15 protein-coding genes are annotated in these 16,588 nt (G+C 45.9%); all 15 read left to right on the top strand.

Annotation, left to right across the window (positions count from 1 at the left end):
- The first annotated feature begins 13 nt into the window (after window positions 1–13).
- Window positions 14–1,477: a sugar nucleotide-binding protein gene (locus AB5767_RS01070; RefSeq protein WP_368131747.1), complete on the top strand. Its 1,464-nt coding sequence runs from the start codon at window positions 14–16 to the stop codon at window positions 1,475–1,477.
- A gap of 11 nt (window positions 1,478–1,488) precedes the next feature.
- A complete protein-coding gene (locus AB5767_RS01065; RefSeq protein WP_368131749.1) occupies window positions 1,489–2,436 on the top strand; it encodes a glycosyltransferase family 2 protein in 948 nt (315 codons plus the stop codon).
- Between the two features lie 32 nt (window positions 2,437–2,468).
- Complete coding sequence (locus AB5767_RS01060) at window positions 2,469–3,611, top strand: glycosyltransferase family 4 protein (RefSeq protein ID WP_368131751.1); 1,143 nt, start codon at window positions 2,469–2,471, stop codon at window positions 3,609–3,611.
- Window positions 3,601–4,659, top strand: coding sequence for a polysaccharide pyruvyl transferase family protein (locus tag AB5767_RS01055; RefSeq protein ID WP_316370581.1), 1,059 nt, complete (start codon window positions 3,601–3,603; stop codon window positions 4,657–4,659). The genes AB5767_RS01060 and AB5767_RS01055 overlap by 11 nt, the downstream gene beginning before the upstream one ends.
- Window positions 4,652–5,869: an O-antigen ligase family protein gene (locus AB5767_RS01050; protein WP_368131753.1), complete on the top strand. Its 1,218-nt coding sequence runs from the start codon at window positions 4,652–4,654 to the stop codon at window positions 5,867–5,869. The genes AB5767_RS01055 and AB5767_RS01050 overlap by 8 nt, the downstream gene beginning before the upstream one ends.
- Before the next feature lie 84 nt (window positions 5,870–5,953).
- The gene (locus AB5767_RS01045; protein WP_368131755.1) at window positions 5,954–7,420 is read left to right on the top strand and encodes a lipopolysaccharide biosynthesis protein; all 1,467 of its coding nucleotides are present in this window, start codon (window positions 5,954–5,956) and stop codon (window positions 7,418–7,420) included.
- 9 nt (window positions 7,421–7,429) lie between these two features.
- Window positions 7,430–8,626, top strand: coding sequence for a Coenzyme F420 hydrogenase/dehydrogenase, beta subunit C-terminal domain (locus tag AB5767_RS01040; RefSeq protein ID WP_368131756.1), 1,197 nt, complete (start codon window positions 7,430–7,432; stop codon window positions 8,624–8,626).
- An 85-nt stretch (window positions 8,627–8,711) separates the two neighbouring features.
- Complete coding sequence (locus tag AB5767_RS01035) at window positions 8,712–9,158, top strand: hypothetical protein (RefSeq protein ID WP_368131758.1); 447 nt, start codon at window positions 8,712–8,714, stop codon at window positions 9,156–9,158.
- 158 nt (window positions 9,159–9,316) lie between these two features.
- The gene (locus AB5767_RS01030; RefSeq protein ID WP_368131760.1) at window positions 9,317–9,919 is read left to right on the top strand and encodes a hypothetical protein; all 603 of its coding nucleotides are present in this window, start codon (window positions 9,317–9,319) and stop codon (window positions 9,917–9,919) included.
- Window positions 9,920–9,922: 3 nt separating this feature from the next.
- On the top strand, window positions 9,923–10,408 hold the full coding sequence (locus tag AB5767_RS01025) for a hypothetical protein (RefSeq protein ID WP_368131762.1): 486 nt from the start codon (window positions 9,923–9,925) through the stop codon (window positions 10,406–10,408).
- Window positions 10,409–10,424: 16 nt separating this feature from the next.
- Window positions 10,425–10,976: a hypothetical protein gene (locus AB5767_RS01020; protein WP_215673501.1), complete on the top strand. Its 552-nt coding sequence runs from the start codon at window positions 10,425–10,427 to the stop codon at window positions 10,974–10,976.
- A gap of 222 nt (window positions 10,977–11,198) precedes the next feature.
- The gene (locus AB5767_RS01015; RefSeq protein ID WP_368131764.1) at window positions 11,199–11,945 is read left to right on the top strand and encodes a hypothetical protein; all 747 of its coding nucleotides are present in this window, start codon (window positions 11,199–11,201) and stop codon (window positions 11,943–11,945) included.
- A gap of 212 nt (window positions 11,946–12,157) precedes the next feature.
- A complete protein-coding gene (locus tag AB5767_RS01010) occupies window positions 12,158–13,054 on the top strand; it encodes an AbiH family protein (RefSeq protein ID WP_368132825.1) in 897 nt (298 codons plus the stop codon).
- 249 nt (window positions 13,055–13,303) lie between these two features.
- Window positions 13,304–14,071, top strand: coding sequence for a Hachiman antiphage defense system protein HamA (locus tag AB5767_RS01005; RefSeq protein ID WP_368131766.1), 768 nt, complete (start codon window positions 13,304–13,306; stop codon window positions 14,069–14,071).
- Entirely contained in the window at window positions 14,064–16,451 is a 2,388-nt protein-coding gene (locus AB5767_RS01000) for a DEAD/DEAH box helicase (RefSeq protein WP_368131767.1), read from the top strand. Before AB5767_RS01005 ends, AB5767_RS01000 begins: the two co-directional genes overlap by 8 nt.
- Window positions 16,452–16,588: the final 137 nt, after the last annotated feature.

Raw genomic sequence — 16,588 nt, 5'->3', positions numbered from 1 at the left:
GAGCTTTTCCCACATGGCAGACATCGCTTTCGAGAAGGACCTCTCCGTCGCCGATACCGGCATCGGGGGCCTGAAGGTCGTCGACCTCGCCGTCCACGGCGACTCGCGCGGCTGGTTCAAGGAGAACTGGCAGCGCGCCAAGATGACCGCGCTGGGCATTCCGGACCTCAGGGTCGTCCAGAACAACATCTCCTACAACGACAGCCGCGGCGTCACCCGCGGCATCCACGCCGAGCCCTGGGACAAGTTCATCTCCGTGGCCCGCGGCAGCGTGTTTGGCGCCTGGGTGGACCTGCGCGAGGGCAGCGAGACCTTCGGCAAGGTGTTCACGACCGTTCTGGATCCCAGCAAGGCCATCTACGTCCCGCGCGGCGTCGGCAACTCCTTCCAGGCCCTGGAGGACGGCACCGCCTACACCTACCTGGTGGACGCCCACTGGTCGCTCGAGCTGAAGAGGACCTATACCTTCGTGAACCTCGCCGACCCCGAGCTCGCCATCGAGTGGCCGATCCCGCTGGATCAGGCCACCGTCTCCGAGGCCGACCTGAACCACCCGATGCTCGCCGACGTCGTCCCCATGGCGCCGAAGCGCACCCTCGTCACCGGCTGCGACGGCCAGCTGGGCCGCGCGGTGCGCGCGCTGGCCGAGGAGCGCGGGGTCGCCAAGGACTTCGACTTCTGCGACATCGACACCTTCGACATGTCCGACTCGGCGGCCTATTCCAGGTACGACTGGTCGCTCTACGGCACCGTGATCAACTGCGGCGCCTACACGGCCGTGGACAGGGCCGAGACCCCCGAGGGCCGAACCACCGCCTGGAAGGCCAACGCGACCGGCCCGGCCCTCCTCGCCCGCACCTGCGCCGGGCACGGGATCACCCTGGTCCACGTGTCCAGCGACTACGTGTTCGACGGCACCGCGGAGGTCCATACCGAGGAGGAGCCCCTCAGCCCGCTTTCCGTCTACGGCCAGACCAAGGCCGCCGGCGACATCGCCGTGGCCGGCTGCCCGCGCCACTACATCATGCGCAGCTCCTGGGTCATCGGCGAGGGGCACAACTTCGTCAAGACCATGAAGGGCCTGTCCGACCGCGTCGCCGACCCGGACGACAAGCTGGACAAGATCACCGTGGTCGACGACCAGCTGGGCCGCCTGACCTTCACGCGCGACATGGCGCGGGCCATCTTCCATGTGCTGGGGACGCACACCCCCTACGGCACCTACGACTGCACCGGCTCCGGCGCCGTGAAGTCCTGGGCCGACATCGCCCGCACCGTCTTCGAAGCCGCCAACGGCAACGGGGACAAGGTGGTCCCGGTCAGCACCGCCGACTACTACGCGAACGCCTCGGGCCCCATCGCCCCGCGCCCGGTCCACTCCGCGCTCGACCTCTCGAAGCTCGAGACCGCTGGCTTCCACATGCCCGACTGGGAGGAGGAGCTGGGGGAGCATCTCGTCATGGGTAATTTACTGTGAAAGGTTAAATAATGGCGGATGTAGATATTTTAATGGCAACTTATAACGGCCAGAATTATATTTGCGAACAAATTAAGTCACTTCAAGCACAATCATATGAGAACTGGGAGCTCTTGATATCTGACGATTGCTCCTCGGACAATACTCTTGATATTGTTAGCCAGTTCTCTGAACAAGATGCTAGGATTCGAATTGTTTCTAAGGGCACACGTTTTGGTTCCGCAAAATCTAACTTTCTATATTTACTAAGTCAAGCCAAGTCTCCATATGTGATGTTTTGTGATCAAGATGATGTCTGGCTTCCCAATAAAATAGAAATCTCTCTCGATCGTATTCAATCAATTGAAAAAAGTCATGAAAGTAATGTTCCCTGTTTAGTATTTACAGATATGACAGTAGTGGATTCAGATTTAAATATTATTGATGATAGCTTTACCAGCTATTCAAATATTAACCCACTACGAACTAGTTTTTCTCATATGCTTGCACAATCAGTGGGTGCCGGTTGTACGATGATGATTAACAAAGCTGCTACGGACCTTGCTCGGATTGGTGGAACAAACGATAATATTATTATGCATGATTGGTGGCTTTGTATCATTTGCTCAGCATTTGGTGCTATTGATTATGTTGACAAATCTACGTCGTTATATCGTCAACATTCTGCTAATGATGTTGGAGCAATTAGATTCTCATTATTGTGCTGGGCCAAAAAGATCGGAACATTTAAATACCGTCAAGCCGCTATCTCCAAACAAGCAGAATACTTTGAAGAAGTGTTCAATGAACTTCTGTCAGACAATCAACGCGGCATTGTGAAGTATTGTGCAAATGCATGCAAAGGGTCTCCGGTTCAGAATTTCTCTAACTTAATCAAATCAAAAGCATGGAAATCTGGTACGAGAAAAATCGGCCAAATAATTGCCGTGATCGATTGTGGTTTTCACTCAAATATTTGAGGCTATTAATACAAAGGTGCATGGTGCTCATTTTGAATAGATCACTTAAAGTTGTACATATTAGTGGGTCCGGTGATTTTTTGGGAGGTGCTGAATTGTGCCTCTATGAGCTCATTAAAGAAGAATGTGCCAGTGATTATCGCTGTGCTCTTATTGTTCCTTATGTTGGTGAGTTTGCAAAAGCTGTTGTTGAATTAAACGTTCCAGTGAAGGTAATTAAGTTTAAGCCTTGGTCTAAGTCTACTTCAGATGGAATACTTAAACTACTCATCAAACTGCTTATTAAACTGTTTATTAATGTAGCTGCTGAGATTCGCTTGTTCCTATTTTTACTTACCGTAAAACCATGTGCTATTCACATAAATACATCTGCAGTGGGTACGGGCTGTTTCGCGTCAAAGATATTAAATATTCCGCTAATTTGGCATATTCGAGAATTACTAAATTGGGAAAGCGGAAGGACGCTTTATTTTCCTAAAGTTCAGCGCAATTTAATTAGTACAGCAAATTCAGTTATTGCTGTTTCAAAGTCTGCCGCTGACACTTTACATAGCTGTAAAAGAATTATTAATCCAATTATTGTTTATGATTCCATTCCAGTCCCTGATTATCGGGATCGGAATATTTTTAGAAAAGGTATTCCGAACGTTGCTCTGATTGGAAGTATTTTTCCAGCTAAAGGACAGTATGATGCTGTTCGAGCAATTTCCATAGTGCTTGCTAGAGGCTATGAACTCACCCTATTAATTGCTGGAGATATAAAGGATAGCGGTTATTTTGACCAGTTAACCTCTTTTATTAAGGTTAATAATATCAGCACCTATGTGAAGTTCCTTGGTCAAGTTGACGAACCTTATGCCGTGTTAGAAGACTCGGATATTTGTTTAAATTGCTCTATGTCCGAGTCCTTTGGTCGAGTAACAGTTGAAGGTTTGTTGTCGGGCTCTTTGGTAGTCGGTAGAAATACTTCAGGAACAGCTGAATTGCTTAACAATGGCAATGGTCTTCTGTTTAACACGGTTGACGAATTAGCTTCACTTTTGATTGACGCAATAGACCATTTTGAAAAATCAAGGAAGATAGCTAAAGCAGGCCAAGAGTTTGCCTGGGATAGGTTTTCTGATAGTTCGCTGTCCTGTAATAAAATAATGGAGGTATTTGATAATGCAAAATAAAAATAAGATGAATAAAATCGGTATTATTTCTTTGTTCGGTCTCTATAACTATGGAAATCGTTTGCAAGGATATGCTTTAGACTGCGCTCTTTCAGAATTGGGCTTCTACCCCGAAACTATTGTTTTATATCGAAAGCTAGGATTAAGTTTTTTAGCAGCTCAAATAAGGACGTTTTTTAGGGCTTGTTTTAAGTCTAGTAATACTAAAAAAAGGGATAATAGATTTAGAGAGTTTGTTTCTGGTCAAAAAATCAAATATGTGATTTTCCCTTACCAAATTAGGCATTTATCAAAAAAGTATTCTTATTTCTGTGTTGGAAGCGATCAAGTTTGGAATCCTAACGCCGACTTATTCAAACATACAAAATTACTTGAATTTGCGGAGTGTGGTCAAAAAATCGCCGTTGCTCCAAGTTTCGGGGTATCCGAATTACCTGAATCCTGCATTGATGAATACAGGCTGGCTTTATCTAGCTATAAATCTATTTCCGTGAGAGAAGAGGAGGGCGCTGCTCTTGTGGAATCTCTCGTTGGAAAAAGACCGAAAGTGCTCATTGATCCAACCTTAGCAATTTCAGATCATAAGTGGCGTGAGGTCGCTGACTATTCATTTGTTCCCCAACAGAAATATGTTTTAGTTTACTTCTTGGGTGGTTGGTCCGGAAATCTTTCGGATTACATATACGGAATCGATGATAACAGTTATCAAGTCATTGATTTACTTGATAACAATTCAATTTATTATGCGTGTGGTCCCCAAGACTTCATTGGTCTTATCGATAAGGCCAATCTTGTTTTAACAGATTCGTTCCATGCATCAGTCTTTTCTACTCTTTTCGGCACACCCTTTAGGGTTTTCCATCGTTCGGAAAAACTTTCAACTTATTCACGTATTGCGACCCTTCTTAAGACCTATCAAGTTGGGAATGTAGAGGGGTACGGCGCTATTCCAGAAATATCTAATGACCAAAGAGACATAACGGTTGGGTTGTTGGAATCAAAACGTATTGAATTTATCCAATACCTTAGGAAGGCATTGGATGTCTAGGATTAATAATGCCGTGAGGCATAACACCGACTACTTTGTTTCTGTTCTACTACTTTTGCAGCCCTGCTTTAAACACTTAATGCCAACTATTATTGGCCTGCCTTTATTTTTTATTGGCTTTTTGTTGCTATTACTGCTGCATTGCAAGCCAAGTCAAATAGCACTTAGATCGTTATCGTTTCTTCCAATCGTCGGTCTATCGGTTCTAGGAACGTTGCTGAATGGTGTTGTAGATTCAGACTATTATCTATTTGTTTTTGGTGCACTAGCATTTGCCTTGGCTTCCGGCGATACGAGGTGGGTCAAACCCTTCTTCATCGTTTTCCTAGTCATGTGCCTGATTCATTGTCTTGCAACAATTTCTTTTTATCTATTCCCTGATTTTGGAAGACAAATTATTCAAAATTCATTACTTTCACAATATCCTACTGCAAGAGACTACAGGTCCGCACTGTCGGGAAGTTATAGTTGGAATGGAATGTATACGAGCCTATGCTTTATTTTAAGTTCGGGCGTTGCATTTTCCGGCTCTAGGCATTCAAAAATAGGCTGTTTGCTTTGCGGCATTAGCGCTATTGCATTGCTGCTTACTACCAAGAGAGCTCACCTAATGTTTTCCATTGCTGCCTTTACGTTAATGTTTTATTTGGCTAATCGGACTAAGGGTATCAGCAAGTTTGTAAAATTTTGTCTTATTGTTTTATTGATTTTGATTGCTTTCGGTATTTCTTCTATCTATTTTCCTCAGCTAAGCCTTGTGTTTGACCGCTTTTCCGAAACGTCTGAAAATGCGGATGAACTGCTATCTGGTAGAACCTATCTCTGGCAGCACGCTTTAGATCAATGGACAAATAAACCCATATTTGGTCAAGGTTGGGCTTCCTATAAATTTAGTTGGATTGATGGCGGTACACCTGTTGTATCTGTTGCTGCACACTGTGTGCTCCTTCAGCTATTAGCTGAAACTGGGTTATTCGGTTTGTCACTCGCTATAATTCCTTTTTTTATTTTAATAAAGGGCGCTTTTGAAACTTCAATTCATCTGGATAGTTACTCGGCTGGTACAAGGAGCTTAGTACTTGCTTCCGCTGGAATTGTAGCGTTCTTCATTCTTTACTCCTTTTGCGGAAATCCACTATACGATTCACCGATGTTCATTTCTATGCTAGCGATTTTTTCTTTTTACACGGGAAGTACCGTGTTTATTTAATTCACTTAATTTCAATCGTTTGTGTTTCTTGGGGTGTTATTTGCTGTGGGGAATGAAAGACGTCTAGGAGCTTTACTAGGCTATTTGAATATCATTATTAAAAATATAGTTAATTTGGTTTACACACCAATGCTCCTCGCGTTCGTAGGCCAGGCAGATTATGGTGTTTTCCAGACTTCTAACTCGTTTGTGTTCTCACTTTCATTACTTACATTCGGTTTCTCGGACGCTTATATCCGTTTTTATACGCAGAAGAGGGCTAGGGGAACCGAGCGGGACATTCGCTCGCTTAATGGCATGTACCTCATCCTGTATGTTGTTATTTGCGCCGCCGCTCTTATTCTTGGGCTTATGTTCGCCTCTAATGTTGAGACATTCTTCTCGGGTAGCTTCACGACCGCTCAGGTTGGGCTTGCAGGTGAGCTCATGGCGATCATGGCATTCAGCGTGGCGTGTACCCTCTTCTCTACTATTTTCGATGCCTACATACTTGCGCATGAGCAGTTTCGCTTCCAACAGTCACGCCAAATGTTCACGTCCTTAGCGACGCCCGGTGTGGCGTATTTATTACTTTGCCTTGGGATGGGGGCTGTTGGCGTCGCTCTGGCTCAGCTTGCGGTAAACGTGACGCTGCTCGTTCTTAATGCTCGTTTCGCCATCGTGAAGCTCGGTATGCGCTTCGATGTACGGAGGTTTGATAGGGATTTATTCTGCTCTGTTGCAGCCTTTAGTGCTTGGATTTTCGGCAACCAGGTTTGCGAGCTCGTAAACCAGAGCGTCCCCAACATACTGCTGGGCGTCTTGACAAGCGCAATTACTGTGTCGGTTTTCGCCGTCGGCTTGCAGGTTAGAAGTGTGTTCATTTCGCTTTCAACTGTGATGTCAAACGTTTTCGTGCCGAAGATCAATCGCATTGTGGCAACCTCGGATGACAACGCGGAGCTTACCCGCCTCATGACGCGCGTGGGTCGTTACCAGATGTTCCTTTTCTGCTGGATATACTGCGGGTTTTTTTTGCTTGGACGATTTTTTATCACTAAGTGGGCGGGCGAGGGCTTCCTAGATGCCTATTATTTGATTTGTGCGATGGCGCTACCCCTTGGAGTACCGCTATGCCAGAATACGGGCATCGAAATCCAGCGCGCGAAAAATAGGCATAAGGCGCGTAGCGTCGTCTATCTCTTTATGGCGGTGTTGAACGTTGTCTTCACTTGGATTGCTTCTCCTTATCTGGGTTATTGGGCTCCTGCGATTGCCTACATTGCGAGCATCGTGTTGGGCAACGGTCTCTTTATGAACTGGTACTACCAAAACCGCATCGGGCTTGACATGATCTACTTCTGGAAACGCAACCTTCCTGTAGCGCTGACGTCCGCGCTGGTCCTTGTCGTCTGCAAAGGGCTAAGCATTTTTCTTCCCGTCACGAGCTGGTTACTGTTCCTCGCATGGGGCGCCGTGTACACCGTGCTATTCGCGATTGCTATGTGGCTGTTCGTGCTTGATTCAAATGAGAAGGCGGGGATTACCGCCAGAGTTCCATTCATCCGTTAGGGGTCATCAATGCCTAAAACTGCGATTTGTACGCTCGCTGACGCCTGCTGCGGCTGCGGTGCCTGCTCCGCCGCCTGCCCTAAAGGGTGCATTTCCATGGAGCGAGACGATCTCGGCTTTTCACGTCCTGTTGTGAATGCCGAAATTTGCATCGACTGTGGTGCTTGCGAGCAAGCCTGTCCTGCGATAGGGGAGCGATCTGTCGACCAGTTGCAATCAGTCTCATGGGCGAAGTCCGACTCATCAGAGCTTCTGGATCGGTCCTCATCTGGCGGTATTTTCGGGCTCCTTGCTCGCAAGGTGCTTTCGGAAGGCGGTGTAGTCTGCGGTGCGGCCTTCGATGAGGGGTGCCGCACGGTCCGCCACGTGCTCGTCGGCAACGAAACCGGTCTCGATGCCGTCATGCGTTCCAAATACGTGCAGAGCTCTATCGGGAAAGAGGTGTACAGAGGGGTTCGAAATGCAATCCGTTCCGGTCGACGCGTCCTCTTCGCCGGCACCGCCTGCCAGGTCGCAGGCATGAGAGGATATCTCGGGAAGCTCGGTGAGAGCGACCTCTTTCTGTCCGTCGACGTCATCTGTCATGGCGTTCCCTCTCCCGAGCTCTGGTCACGATGGATCGACTACCGAGGCGAGGCCTTCGGGTCTGACGTGTGTGACGTCAATATGCGGAGTAAGACAACCGGATGGTTGTCTTACTCCGCTGCGTACAAGCACGCAGCGGAGAAAGACAACACCGGGGATACTGAGTCCCGTGTGTTCGGTGAAGATTGGTATATGAAAGCGTTCCTGGCCAATGCGAGCCTACGTTCGTCGTGTCTCGCGTGTCCCGCAAAACGCTCGAGCGGAGCCGATATCACACTTGGTGATTTCTGGGGTTTTCAGAATATCCATCCCGAGATCGACTGTTCCAAGGGCGTCTCGGCAGTCCTATGTAATAGCAAGAAGGGCGAGCGCGCTTTCAAGGCTATTTCGAGGATCACTTTGAACGGTTCGGCGACGCTGGACGAGGTCGTTGCCGGTAATCCTAGCCTTATTCGCTCAGTTTCCCCACATCCGATGCGGGACGAGTTCTTGAATGACGTGGCCTCCGGATCTTCCATCCCGGACCTTATGGCTAAGTGGAAATTCCGCCAGTCTCTACGACAACGCGTTCGCGGTAAACTTGGCGCTATTAAACGTCGTTTGAAGAAGTTCCAAATTTAGGATTTAACATCCTGTTTGCATTCCTTACCCGTTAGATTCTGGCTTCATTTGGCATTCATCTATCTTAGACAATCGCTGGATTTTGGTGACTACTCTGATCGAAACATTGATTAGCAATTTCGTGAACTCTGTTAAAGGCTTACGACAGCGTCATCAGTTTCTTGTTGAATTCAGTATTGCCTTCATCTGGAATCTGGTAGGCATTCTTCTTCCGACAATAGCCTGTGGCATATTGCTTCAAATCTCTGGGCTTCAGTCTTTCTGCGAGTATTTATTGAGCGATCTGAGCAAGGCGGCTTTCAGCTTTTCTTCTGCTTCACTTCTTTGTGTTGAGCTAATTCATGGCAATTTTTCAGAAATTCACTCGGGTATTAAATGGGGCGTTGGAATTCTTTTATTAATGCTTTCGCTTTTGTTGTCTTACGGGCTGGCAGTCAACCAGATACTTTTTGAATCGTCCTATCTTAAGGATCAGGCTAGCATGTCTCCTTTCATTAATTCACTGGTCGCACTATCCGTCTCAGTATATTAGGCAGCCATGTCTTGTGCCGGCAGCGACATAAGCTATGGGTCGGATGTAGATGTGGAAGATAAAGCGAGTGATGACGGGTACATAATTAGTGCCGATGATTTGAAATCGTTGATTCGAGATGTGCGGAGCCTCGATCGCAGCGAGAATGGCGATATAAATTGAACGCACTAGAGTTCTTAATTTCAATATTGACGGGCGTATGCACGCTTTTGTCGGTGCTTGCGGCCTATAAGGCTGTACATTCAGCACCCAAATTCAAAATGAGTGGAAAAGCTCTTTCGCAGCTAAATGACTACTATCATTCCAATGACGGCTCTCATATCTTTTCCGATCCAGATGTAATCAAAACGATTGCGATTATCCGCGATTCCGTTTCACTTCTGAATGTGGAGCTTGATGAATCAAACAGCAAGAACGTCTGGTATTCGTCATTGATGAATGACGAGTTCAAATCCGCTCTACTAAGTACGGTTTCCAAGTGTCTGCGAATTCCTACTAATGAGTTATCAAAACAGATAATTGAGACCTTATTTGTAAGTACTTCCAGCTTTTTACGCGCGGCAGAACTTCTTGATCTTAATAAAGATGCGCAGAGTACCATTGCCAAATATGCTGAGATTTGCTCCATTGCTAAATGTAAAGTCGATCTTTGCAACGCTTATGTAGATACAGATTCAGCAGTAAATAATGAAAGCACATATAACCGCGACAGCAACTTTGCTAATAAGCAAATTTCTGACAGAAACATTTTAGTGGGGTAAAGCATGAACGATCATCCTATTCAGGACATTCCGTTTATGGATTTGTTGACGCATAATTTGAAATCTAGTGATGTGAAGAAGTTTATCAACTCCTTGGATATGACCAAAGACGATGACTCTGCCATACAGGCACTGAAGAGGTCCTACGAGACGTATATTTCGAATGAATCGCTATCCACAGGGGACGTTGTGTCTTGGAAACCTGGTATGCGTAATCGTACGCTGCCAAACTACAGACAGCCTGCCATTGTGATTGAAAAATTACAGTACACGATTTTTGATGAATCGCAGAATGCTGGAAGCCAGTACTTCCACGAGCCCCTTGATTTACGAGTGGGCTTTTTGGATGACAACAACCAGTTCGTTACCTATTTTTATGATTCTCGTAGGTTTGAAAAATATCGTGGCCCTCTTTCTGACCTCGAGCGTTATTTAGTGTTGCTGAAAAACAAGGAAACACACGAGGAACAAGAGAAGTCTGACGACTAATCCCGTATAAACTGTCATGAATTATTATCTTGCGACCGATTTCCTTAGTGACTTGTTGGTCAAATCCTTTGGGATGAGAACCTTGTCCGGCGAGGTATTAGACATTGCTAAAAGGCATCATATCCCGCGCGGATATCTGAACGACAGGTGCTCTCATAAGCCGCCTATCAACAAACTTACCGCAGATCGATTAATTATATTGTTCGGCGCTGTTTTCTCCGAAGCATCAAGTTCTACTAAGGCCCAGGCTGTTACTGGGCTGTGCGCAGTTCTAGCCAATTGTTTTGCTTTCTCTGAGGAGCAAATTAGTGAGGTTGTCGACACCCTAGACGAGGATTCCGGCAATGAGTTTCTTATTGATCTTCTTCAGACTGCTTTAGAAAAGTTTATGGCTAAGCATAGCGTATGGCCCCCGCTTGCCATCTCCACAGGGATTCAAACAATTCGTTATTACAATTTGCCTGTTACCGTTCCCATCCCTACTGATTACTCTGGAAATGCGTTAATTCTAATAACCGACATTCCAGAGAGTGGCAGGGTCTCCATGCTCAGCCTTCACCAAGCATAAAACCGTCTGCGACCGTCTGGGCGCCATCCGCCGTTAAGCACCGTCGTCCACCTTTCTTCTCTTCTAGGATAACGTCAAACGAATAGGTAAGAGATTCGAAAGGAGGAGGCTATGAAAGCACGAGGTCCTTAAGCGGTCCAATCGGAAAGCAAGCGGAATAACAACAACTCAATATAGCATACTCGGATGATATACATCTTGATGGGGGACCACAAGGCGGGTATGACGGCTAACGTTATAGGGTGGTTTGAGATGGATACTTCATGGTTTATGGAATTCGTAGGCTTCGTCAGAGAGAACTGGCCGTGGTGTGTCGCTGCTGTTGGAATCCTGTATTGCTTGCGTCATTTTATGGGCAACTCTGATGACAGTCAGATTGAGAATAGCCAGTCGAGCTCTCGGTCTTGCACAACTGGCAATAACTGCGTGACAACGGTTAGCCCGGTAATCAACGTTCCCTGCTACAGCGTATCGGACCAAAAACTCAGGTCTGAGCTCAATCCTTCCGATAGGCTCTACTTCGATAGAGTCGTTTCCAATAGCCAACAATTTGTTGATTTTGGCGCTCATTATTCTTTTGATAATCCGGGTTCCGCGAAGGAACTTAAAACCAAAGCCTCTGCTTTGCAGAAGTCTGTTGCGATCAATGACCCCTCCTGTTTGAGGGATAAATCTTTCGAACAGTGCCTGGCCGCGTATCGTATGTCAGTCGAAATTGGAGACGCCCTCCACGAATCACGTGTCAATTTGCAAAATACTTGCGCTTCAGTTTCAAAGGCTAATAGGTCAAAGCCTGGCTACAAAACACTTGTTGACCTCGAAAAAGATCTATACAGACGTGAACAGGCCCAGAATCACATGAGTGCGATTGCTCGGAATTACATCGGCTCATCTTTTGGGGATCGAGGCAAGCGGTGGTATCAAGAAAACCGCAGGCGCGCAATCGATAAAAAGGCAAATGCTAGGTAATCTTAACGGATATTCTGACTCATTTGGCATAATGTGACAGCTTGTATGAATTCATGCGGCGTCGAGTTCAGCGAGAGCCCGGCGCCGTTAGCGCGCTTAAATGTCAGCGCAGAAAAAAATATTCGCTTGCTAGCGTCATGAGTCTAAAATCTATAGCACTGCATTATGGGAGGACATCCGGATTGATGAGTAGCATAGAGCAAGGATGACGTATTGGTGCAGAATCTGATACCGGTAGCTGCCTCTTAATTATAGGAAACGGATTCGATCTTCATCATGGTCTAGCAACCGGGTATTCGGATTATCACGACTGGCTGGTAGACCATGATGAGCAAGTGGCTACTGACTTCGAAACGTTTTGCTTTGCAGCGGAATGCTCAGATCTTGAGGGCAGCCTTGACTACATACGAAATTCCGCCAAAGGTGTCGACTCCCGATGGTGCTCTCTTGAAGAATCACTCGGCATTGAATGGGACGACCTTTGTTATGAAACGCTCGATCACGCGTATCCAGATGTAACCGAAGACAATCCAGGATGGGACGATTTCTGGATCGAGTTGCACATGCGTCTTGAATACCTGAAGAAGCTCACCAGGGATCACTTTCGGGAATGGGTAGAGTCTATCGATGTGTCTAAAATTAAGCCTGCACTTGATTTACCAGACACTGCTTCGTTCGTTACCTTTAATTACACTCCAACGCTGGAGTGTGTCTACGGTGTTCGTTCAGCCAACATCCTCCATATCCATGGTTGCGTCTTGGATAAAAACGAGCTTCTTCAATTTGGTTCTCCCGACAATAATCCTTTCGAGCTTGAGAAGATGCTTGAAGACAAATATGGAATGGATGATTTTTACGGTGCGACTATTCAGCAGGGTGTAACTGTCGCATGCGATCGCTGCGCAGATACATGGAAGAACATTAAGGGCAACTACGACGCCCTAAACCATTTCTTGGACACCCTTGCTAAATGTCAATACAGTAATTATCATGGGCAATTCGTTCGACAAAGTCGATATGCCGTACCACCGCGACGTTCTGGCTCCACGCTACCGCGATGCCGAATGGGTCTTTTGCGAGCACGATCCCAGCGAGAGCAAACGGTATGATATCGATGAGTTTTGTCGTGATCTTGCTATCACAAACTATCGCATCACCAGTTACGCAGAGTTTGATAAGAGGCTTGATTAGACGAGAGTTAAATTCCAGAGTGCCGAGACCGCATCCGGCTTAAGTGGGATAGATGGGGCGTATCGTTTACACCTAAAGATTATCATACCCTAGAATAATTGCATGAGGTTCTAGAAGCGAACTGGATGCTCACTGGTTAAAATTACTAGGGGGCAGGTGATTATCGAATGCTATTCTCAGGAATTATTGAAAAGGAGCTTTCTGATCGCATTCGCCTTACTTACTTTGATGTCATCGAAAATGATGACTTTGATGAATGCTTAAATCAATGTCTACCGTCTATTTGGTTTGGCCCGAAAGGCACGCGTTCTATAGGCATCACAAAAGCGAAAATCGCAAAGTACTTTTCCACAAAACTAAACAATCGGTCGTTGATTTGCGGTTCATGCGCTGAAATCTTCTTACATGCTTACTTGGGACATAACGGATATCAACAGGCATGCCTTGGATCGAACCTCGAAGAGGGATCGATCAAAAAGGGATTTGACGGATTTTACTTGAAAGATAATGAATACTGGCTGATGGAAAGTAAATCATCTATCTATGGAAATATTCCTCATCATGAAAAGGCTGAAGAAGCTTATCAAGACCTCTGCAACAAGATAAATGATTTTGAAGGAAACGACCCGTGGGAAAATGCTCTAAATCACGCTATAGTGGCGGGCGTCGAGGGTTCCATCCAGAATCAGATCAGAATGTTGTCGGATGATTTTACCTTAGAGCATGTCCATGATCCAAGCGAGTTTAACATGATCCCTTGTGGCACTGTGTTTATCGGCAGTGTTCTGACTATCGACGAAGTCGAGAAGTTGTCGAATGATCTCTCGCTGTATTTCGAAAATAAGGATTATTTAGCCCTCCACATAGTTTGTGTCTCACATTCTGCATTGGTTGGCTTTCTTCGATATTTGAATTTGGAGTACGCAGATGAGTGACACTGGCTCCATAACAAAATTAAAAAACAACAGCCCCTTTAAGTCGGCTGTCGATAAACTACTTTTACGCAAGGAGCTCACGAATAGAGAGTCCACGCTCCTTCTTTCAGCCGCTATTGCCTTGTTAAGGTATGCGCTAAAAGATAAGAATCGAACACGAAGTCTCGAGTTTGCGTATTGGATTATTCTTAACTATTCATTGAGCACGGGAAATCTCAAGCCTCTGTACGATTTCTCATTTGAACTGGGCCTCTACCCGTTGGCCAAATCAATTGTTGATCTTGATGAAAGGCGCTTTGATACTCTGAAGGACTACATTGCACTAGTTGAAATCAGAGAGAACTTTACTGAAGGTGTAACTCTTACCCTCGAGCAGAAGTTGTCCGACAGTTCTTTCTTTTCTTACTCGGGAGAAGGGTTCGCCTATATTGCTCCGACCTCGTTTGGTAAGACCGAGCGCTTAGTTAAAGCCGTACTGGAGGATAAAAGCGGATCCCGGCCTTGTGTAATTGTGCCGACAAAATCACTTCTCGCACAAACACGCGATGATGTATTTAAGCATCACCCAAGGGCAAAAGTAATTACTCATGACGAAATGTACCAGAGTGAGCAGACGTTTATCGCAATCCTTACTCAAGAGAGGGCGATACGTTTATTAGAGGCGAATCCTACCCTATCCTTTTCTAGTGTGTTTATAGATGAGGCACACAATGCTTTTGAAGTCGGCGATCGCGCTTTATTGATTTCACGCCTCATTCGTGAGTCCAAATTACGCAATCCCGCAACAAAGTTCTACTACTTTAGTCCGGTTATCGACGACATTAACCTCCTGTCTGCTATCTCAGGCTTCGAGGTTGAGGGATGCAAGGTCAACAAAAGCATGAAAGAGCCTCGTTATTATCTACTTGACGACGAGGGAGCCTTACGTGCATATAACAGGTTTTTTAATAGCTTTTGCCAAGTTTCTTCCTTCAATGACACTTGGGATTGCCTGAAGAATAGGGCGACTGCTAAAAATCTAGTATTCTTGTCTTCCCCTAAAAAGGTCCGCGAAGCGGCCTTGGATTTGGCGAGTAGTTTGCCTGATGACCCAGTCGCTCCCGAACTCGCTAGGGTCATTTTTGCCTTGACCGAGCACGTGAGCCCTTTATATGACGAAATACTGTGTTTGCGACACGGCGTTGTATACCTACATGGGCAGATGCCGGACGGGATTAAAAACTATCTACTTGACCGTGCTGCGAAGCTTGATTCGATTCGATTCATATTTGCAAATGAAGTCATCATGGAAGGCATTAATCTTCCATTTGATTCTGTTTTTATTCTCGAGCTACGCACAAAAAGGCGTTCAGTATTAATTAACTTAATCGGTCGTGCATCACGGTTAAATTACGTTTTCGGTGATAGGCCTCATCTCAAAAGACTAAGCCCACAAGTAATCTTTGCGGAATCAAAATGGACGAGATCGAAGCCGACCATGACAAGCGCTATCGCGGAATTGCACAGCGTTGGGTTCAAGGACCGTGGGGATAATCTACGAATAAAAAAATCCAAAGGCGAGTCACTAAGCGATAAAGAAAGCAAGCGTCTTGATTTCGAAGACAGTTTAATCCAAAGCTCCAGTCAGCCGAACGATAATCTCGAAATTCTATTAGATCGTTCCGGTCTTCGTTCTTTGTATGAAAACTGGGAGGATGCAAAAGTAGAGATAGTTAAGAGGCTAAACACGTTTGAGGCATACTCTCAGATTAGCGTGCTCGAACTAATATGTAGGTATTTTATTGATGATGGTTTTGTTTTCTCTAATCCATATCTAAGAGTTGGAAATTTGCGTAGACAACTGCCTTATTACGAAAGTTATCTTAGAGACAAGTCATCGAAATCACTTAGCCAACGACTTGCTTCCGACATTTCATTATGGAAAAGGAAGGCTGAGACCACGCACGACTATCTTTATGTTGGCCGCAGCTTTGGAGAGATCAATTACCAAGGTCTTATCGATGGCGAATGTAGCTATGTTGATATTAGAGAAAAAAATAATGCCGAGCTACCAGCACTTTTCTTGGCAAAATATAAGGTGGAGGACGATTATCTCGGGTTTACTTTGTCCAGATTCGTTCGTGTTCTGTTTAAGACGGGTCATATCGATCTAGAGCAGTACTACATGTTCTTATACGGGACGTCCGACAAGGAAAGCGTTGAGTTAATTCAAGCAGGAGTCCCTTTGTCGCTAATAACAATGCTAAAAGAACGCAATTTGCTTAATGAAATTGGTTTTGACCAATACGGAAATATCAGTATTGGCGCTGAGCTTAGGCATTTTTCGAACAAAGTGGACGACTACACAAGATTTGAAATTGACCAATTCAATATTGAGTAACTATCGATTAAATTGAAGGGCCAACACCTACCTTGTCCTCCGCGTAATCCACTTCAACGAGCTCGACACCTAATGCGAGTTCCTTGGTCTCAGCACCCGCGACGTCATCGACGGCGTGTGCCTGGAGCCGCGCATCG

It is taken from the genome of Collinsella aerofaciens, from assembly GCF_040926265.1.
Classification (GTDB): domain Bacteria; phylum Actinomycetota; class Coriobacteriia; order Coriobacteriales; family Coriobacteriaceae; genus Collinsella; species Collinsella aerofaciens_BB.
The sequence above is the reverse complement of the archived record's forward strand: the minus strand, read 5'-3'. Positions and strand labels throughout refer to the sequence as shown.

Excerpts from the sequence above, each read along its gene's own strand:
- AB5767_RS01055 (WP_316370581.1), top strand. The coding sequence starts at position 3,601 with ATGCAAAATAAAAATAAGATGAATAAAATCGGTATTATTTCTTTGTTC.
- AB5767_RS01000 (WP_368131767.1), top strand. The coding sequence starts at position 14,064 with ATGAGTGACACTGGCTCCATAACAAAATTAAAAAACAACAGCCCCTTT.
- AB5767_RS01050 (WP_368131753.1), top strand. The coding sequence starts at position 4,652 with ATGTCTAGGATTAATAATGCCGTGAGGCATAACACCGACTACTTTGTT.
- AB5767_RS01065 (WP_368131749.1), top strand. The coding sequence starts at position 1,489 with ATGGCGGATGTAGATATTTTAATGGCAACTTATAACGGCCAGAATTAT.
- AB5767_RS01015 (WP_368131764.1), top strand. The coding sequence starts at position 11,199 with ATGACGGCTAACGTTATAGGGTGGTTTGAGATGGATACTTCATGGTTT.
- AB5767_RS01020 (WP_215673501.1), top strand. The coding sequence starts at position 10,425 with ATGAATTATTATCTTGCGACCGATTTCCTTAGTGACTTGTTGGTCAAA.
- AB5767_RS01025 (WP_368131762.1), top strand. The coding sequence starts at position 9,923 with ATGAACGATCATCCTATTCAGGACATTCCGTTTATGGATTTGTTGACG.
- AB5767_RS01040 (WP_368131756.1), top strand. The coding sequence starts at position 7,430 with ATGCCTAAAACTGCGATTTGTACGCTCGCTGACGCCTGCTGCGGCTGC.
- AB5767_RS01005 (WP_368131766.1), top strand. The coding sequence starts at position 13,304 with ATGCTATTCTCAGGAATTATTGAAAAGGAGCTTTCTGATCGCATTCGC.
- AB5767_RS01070 (WP_368131747.1), top strand. The coding sequence starts at position 14 with ATGGCAGACATCGCTTTCGAGAAGGACCTCTCCGTCGCCGATACCGGC.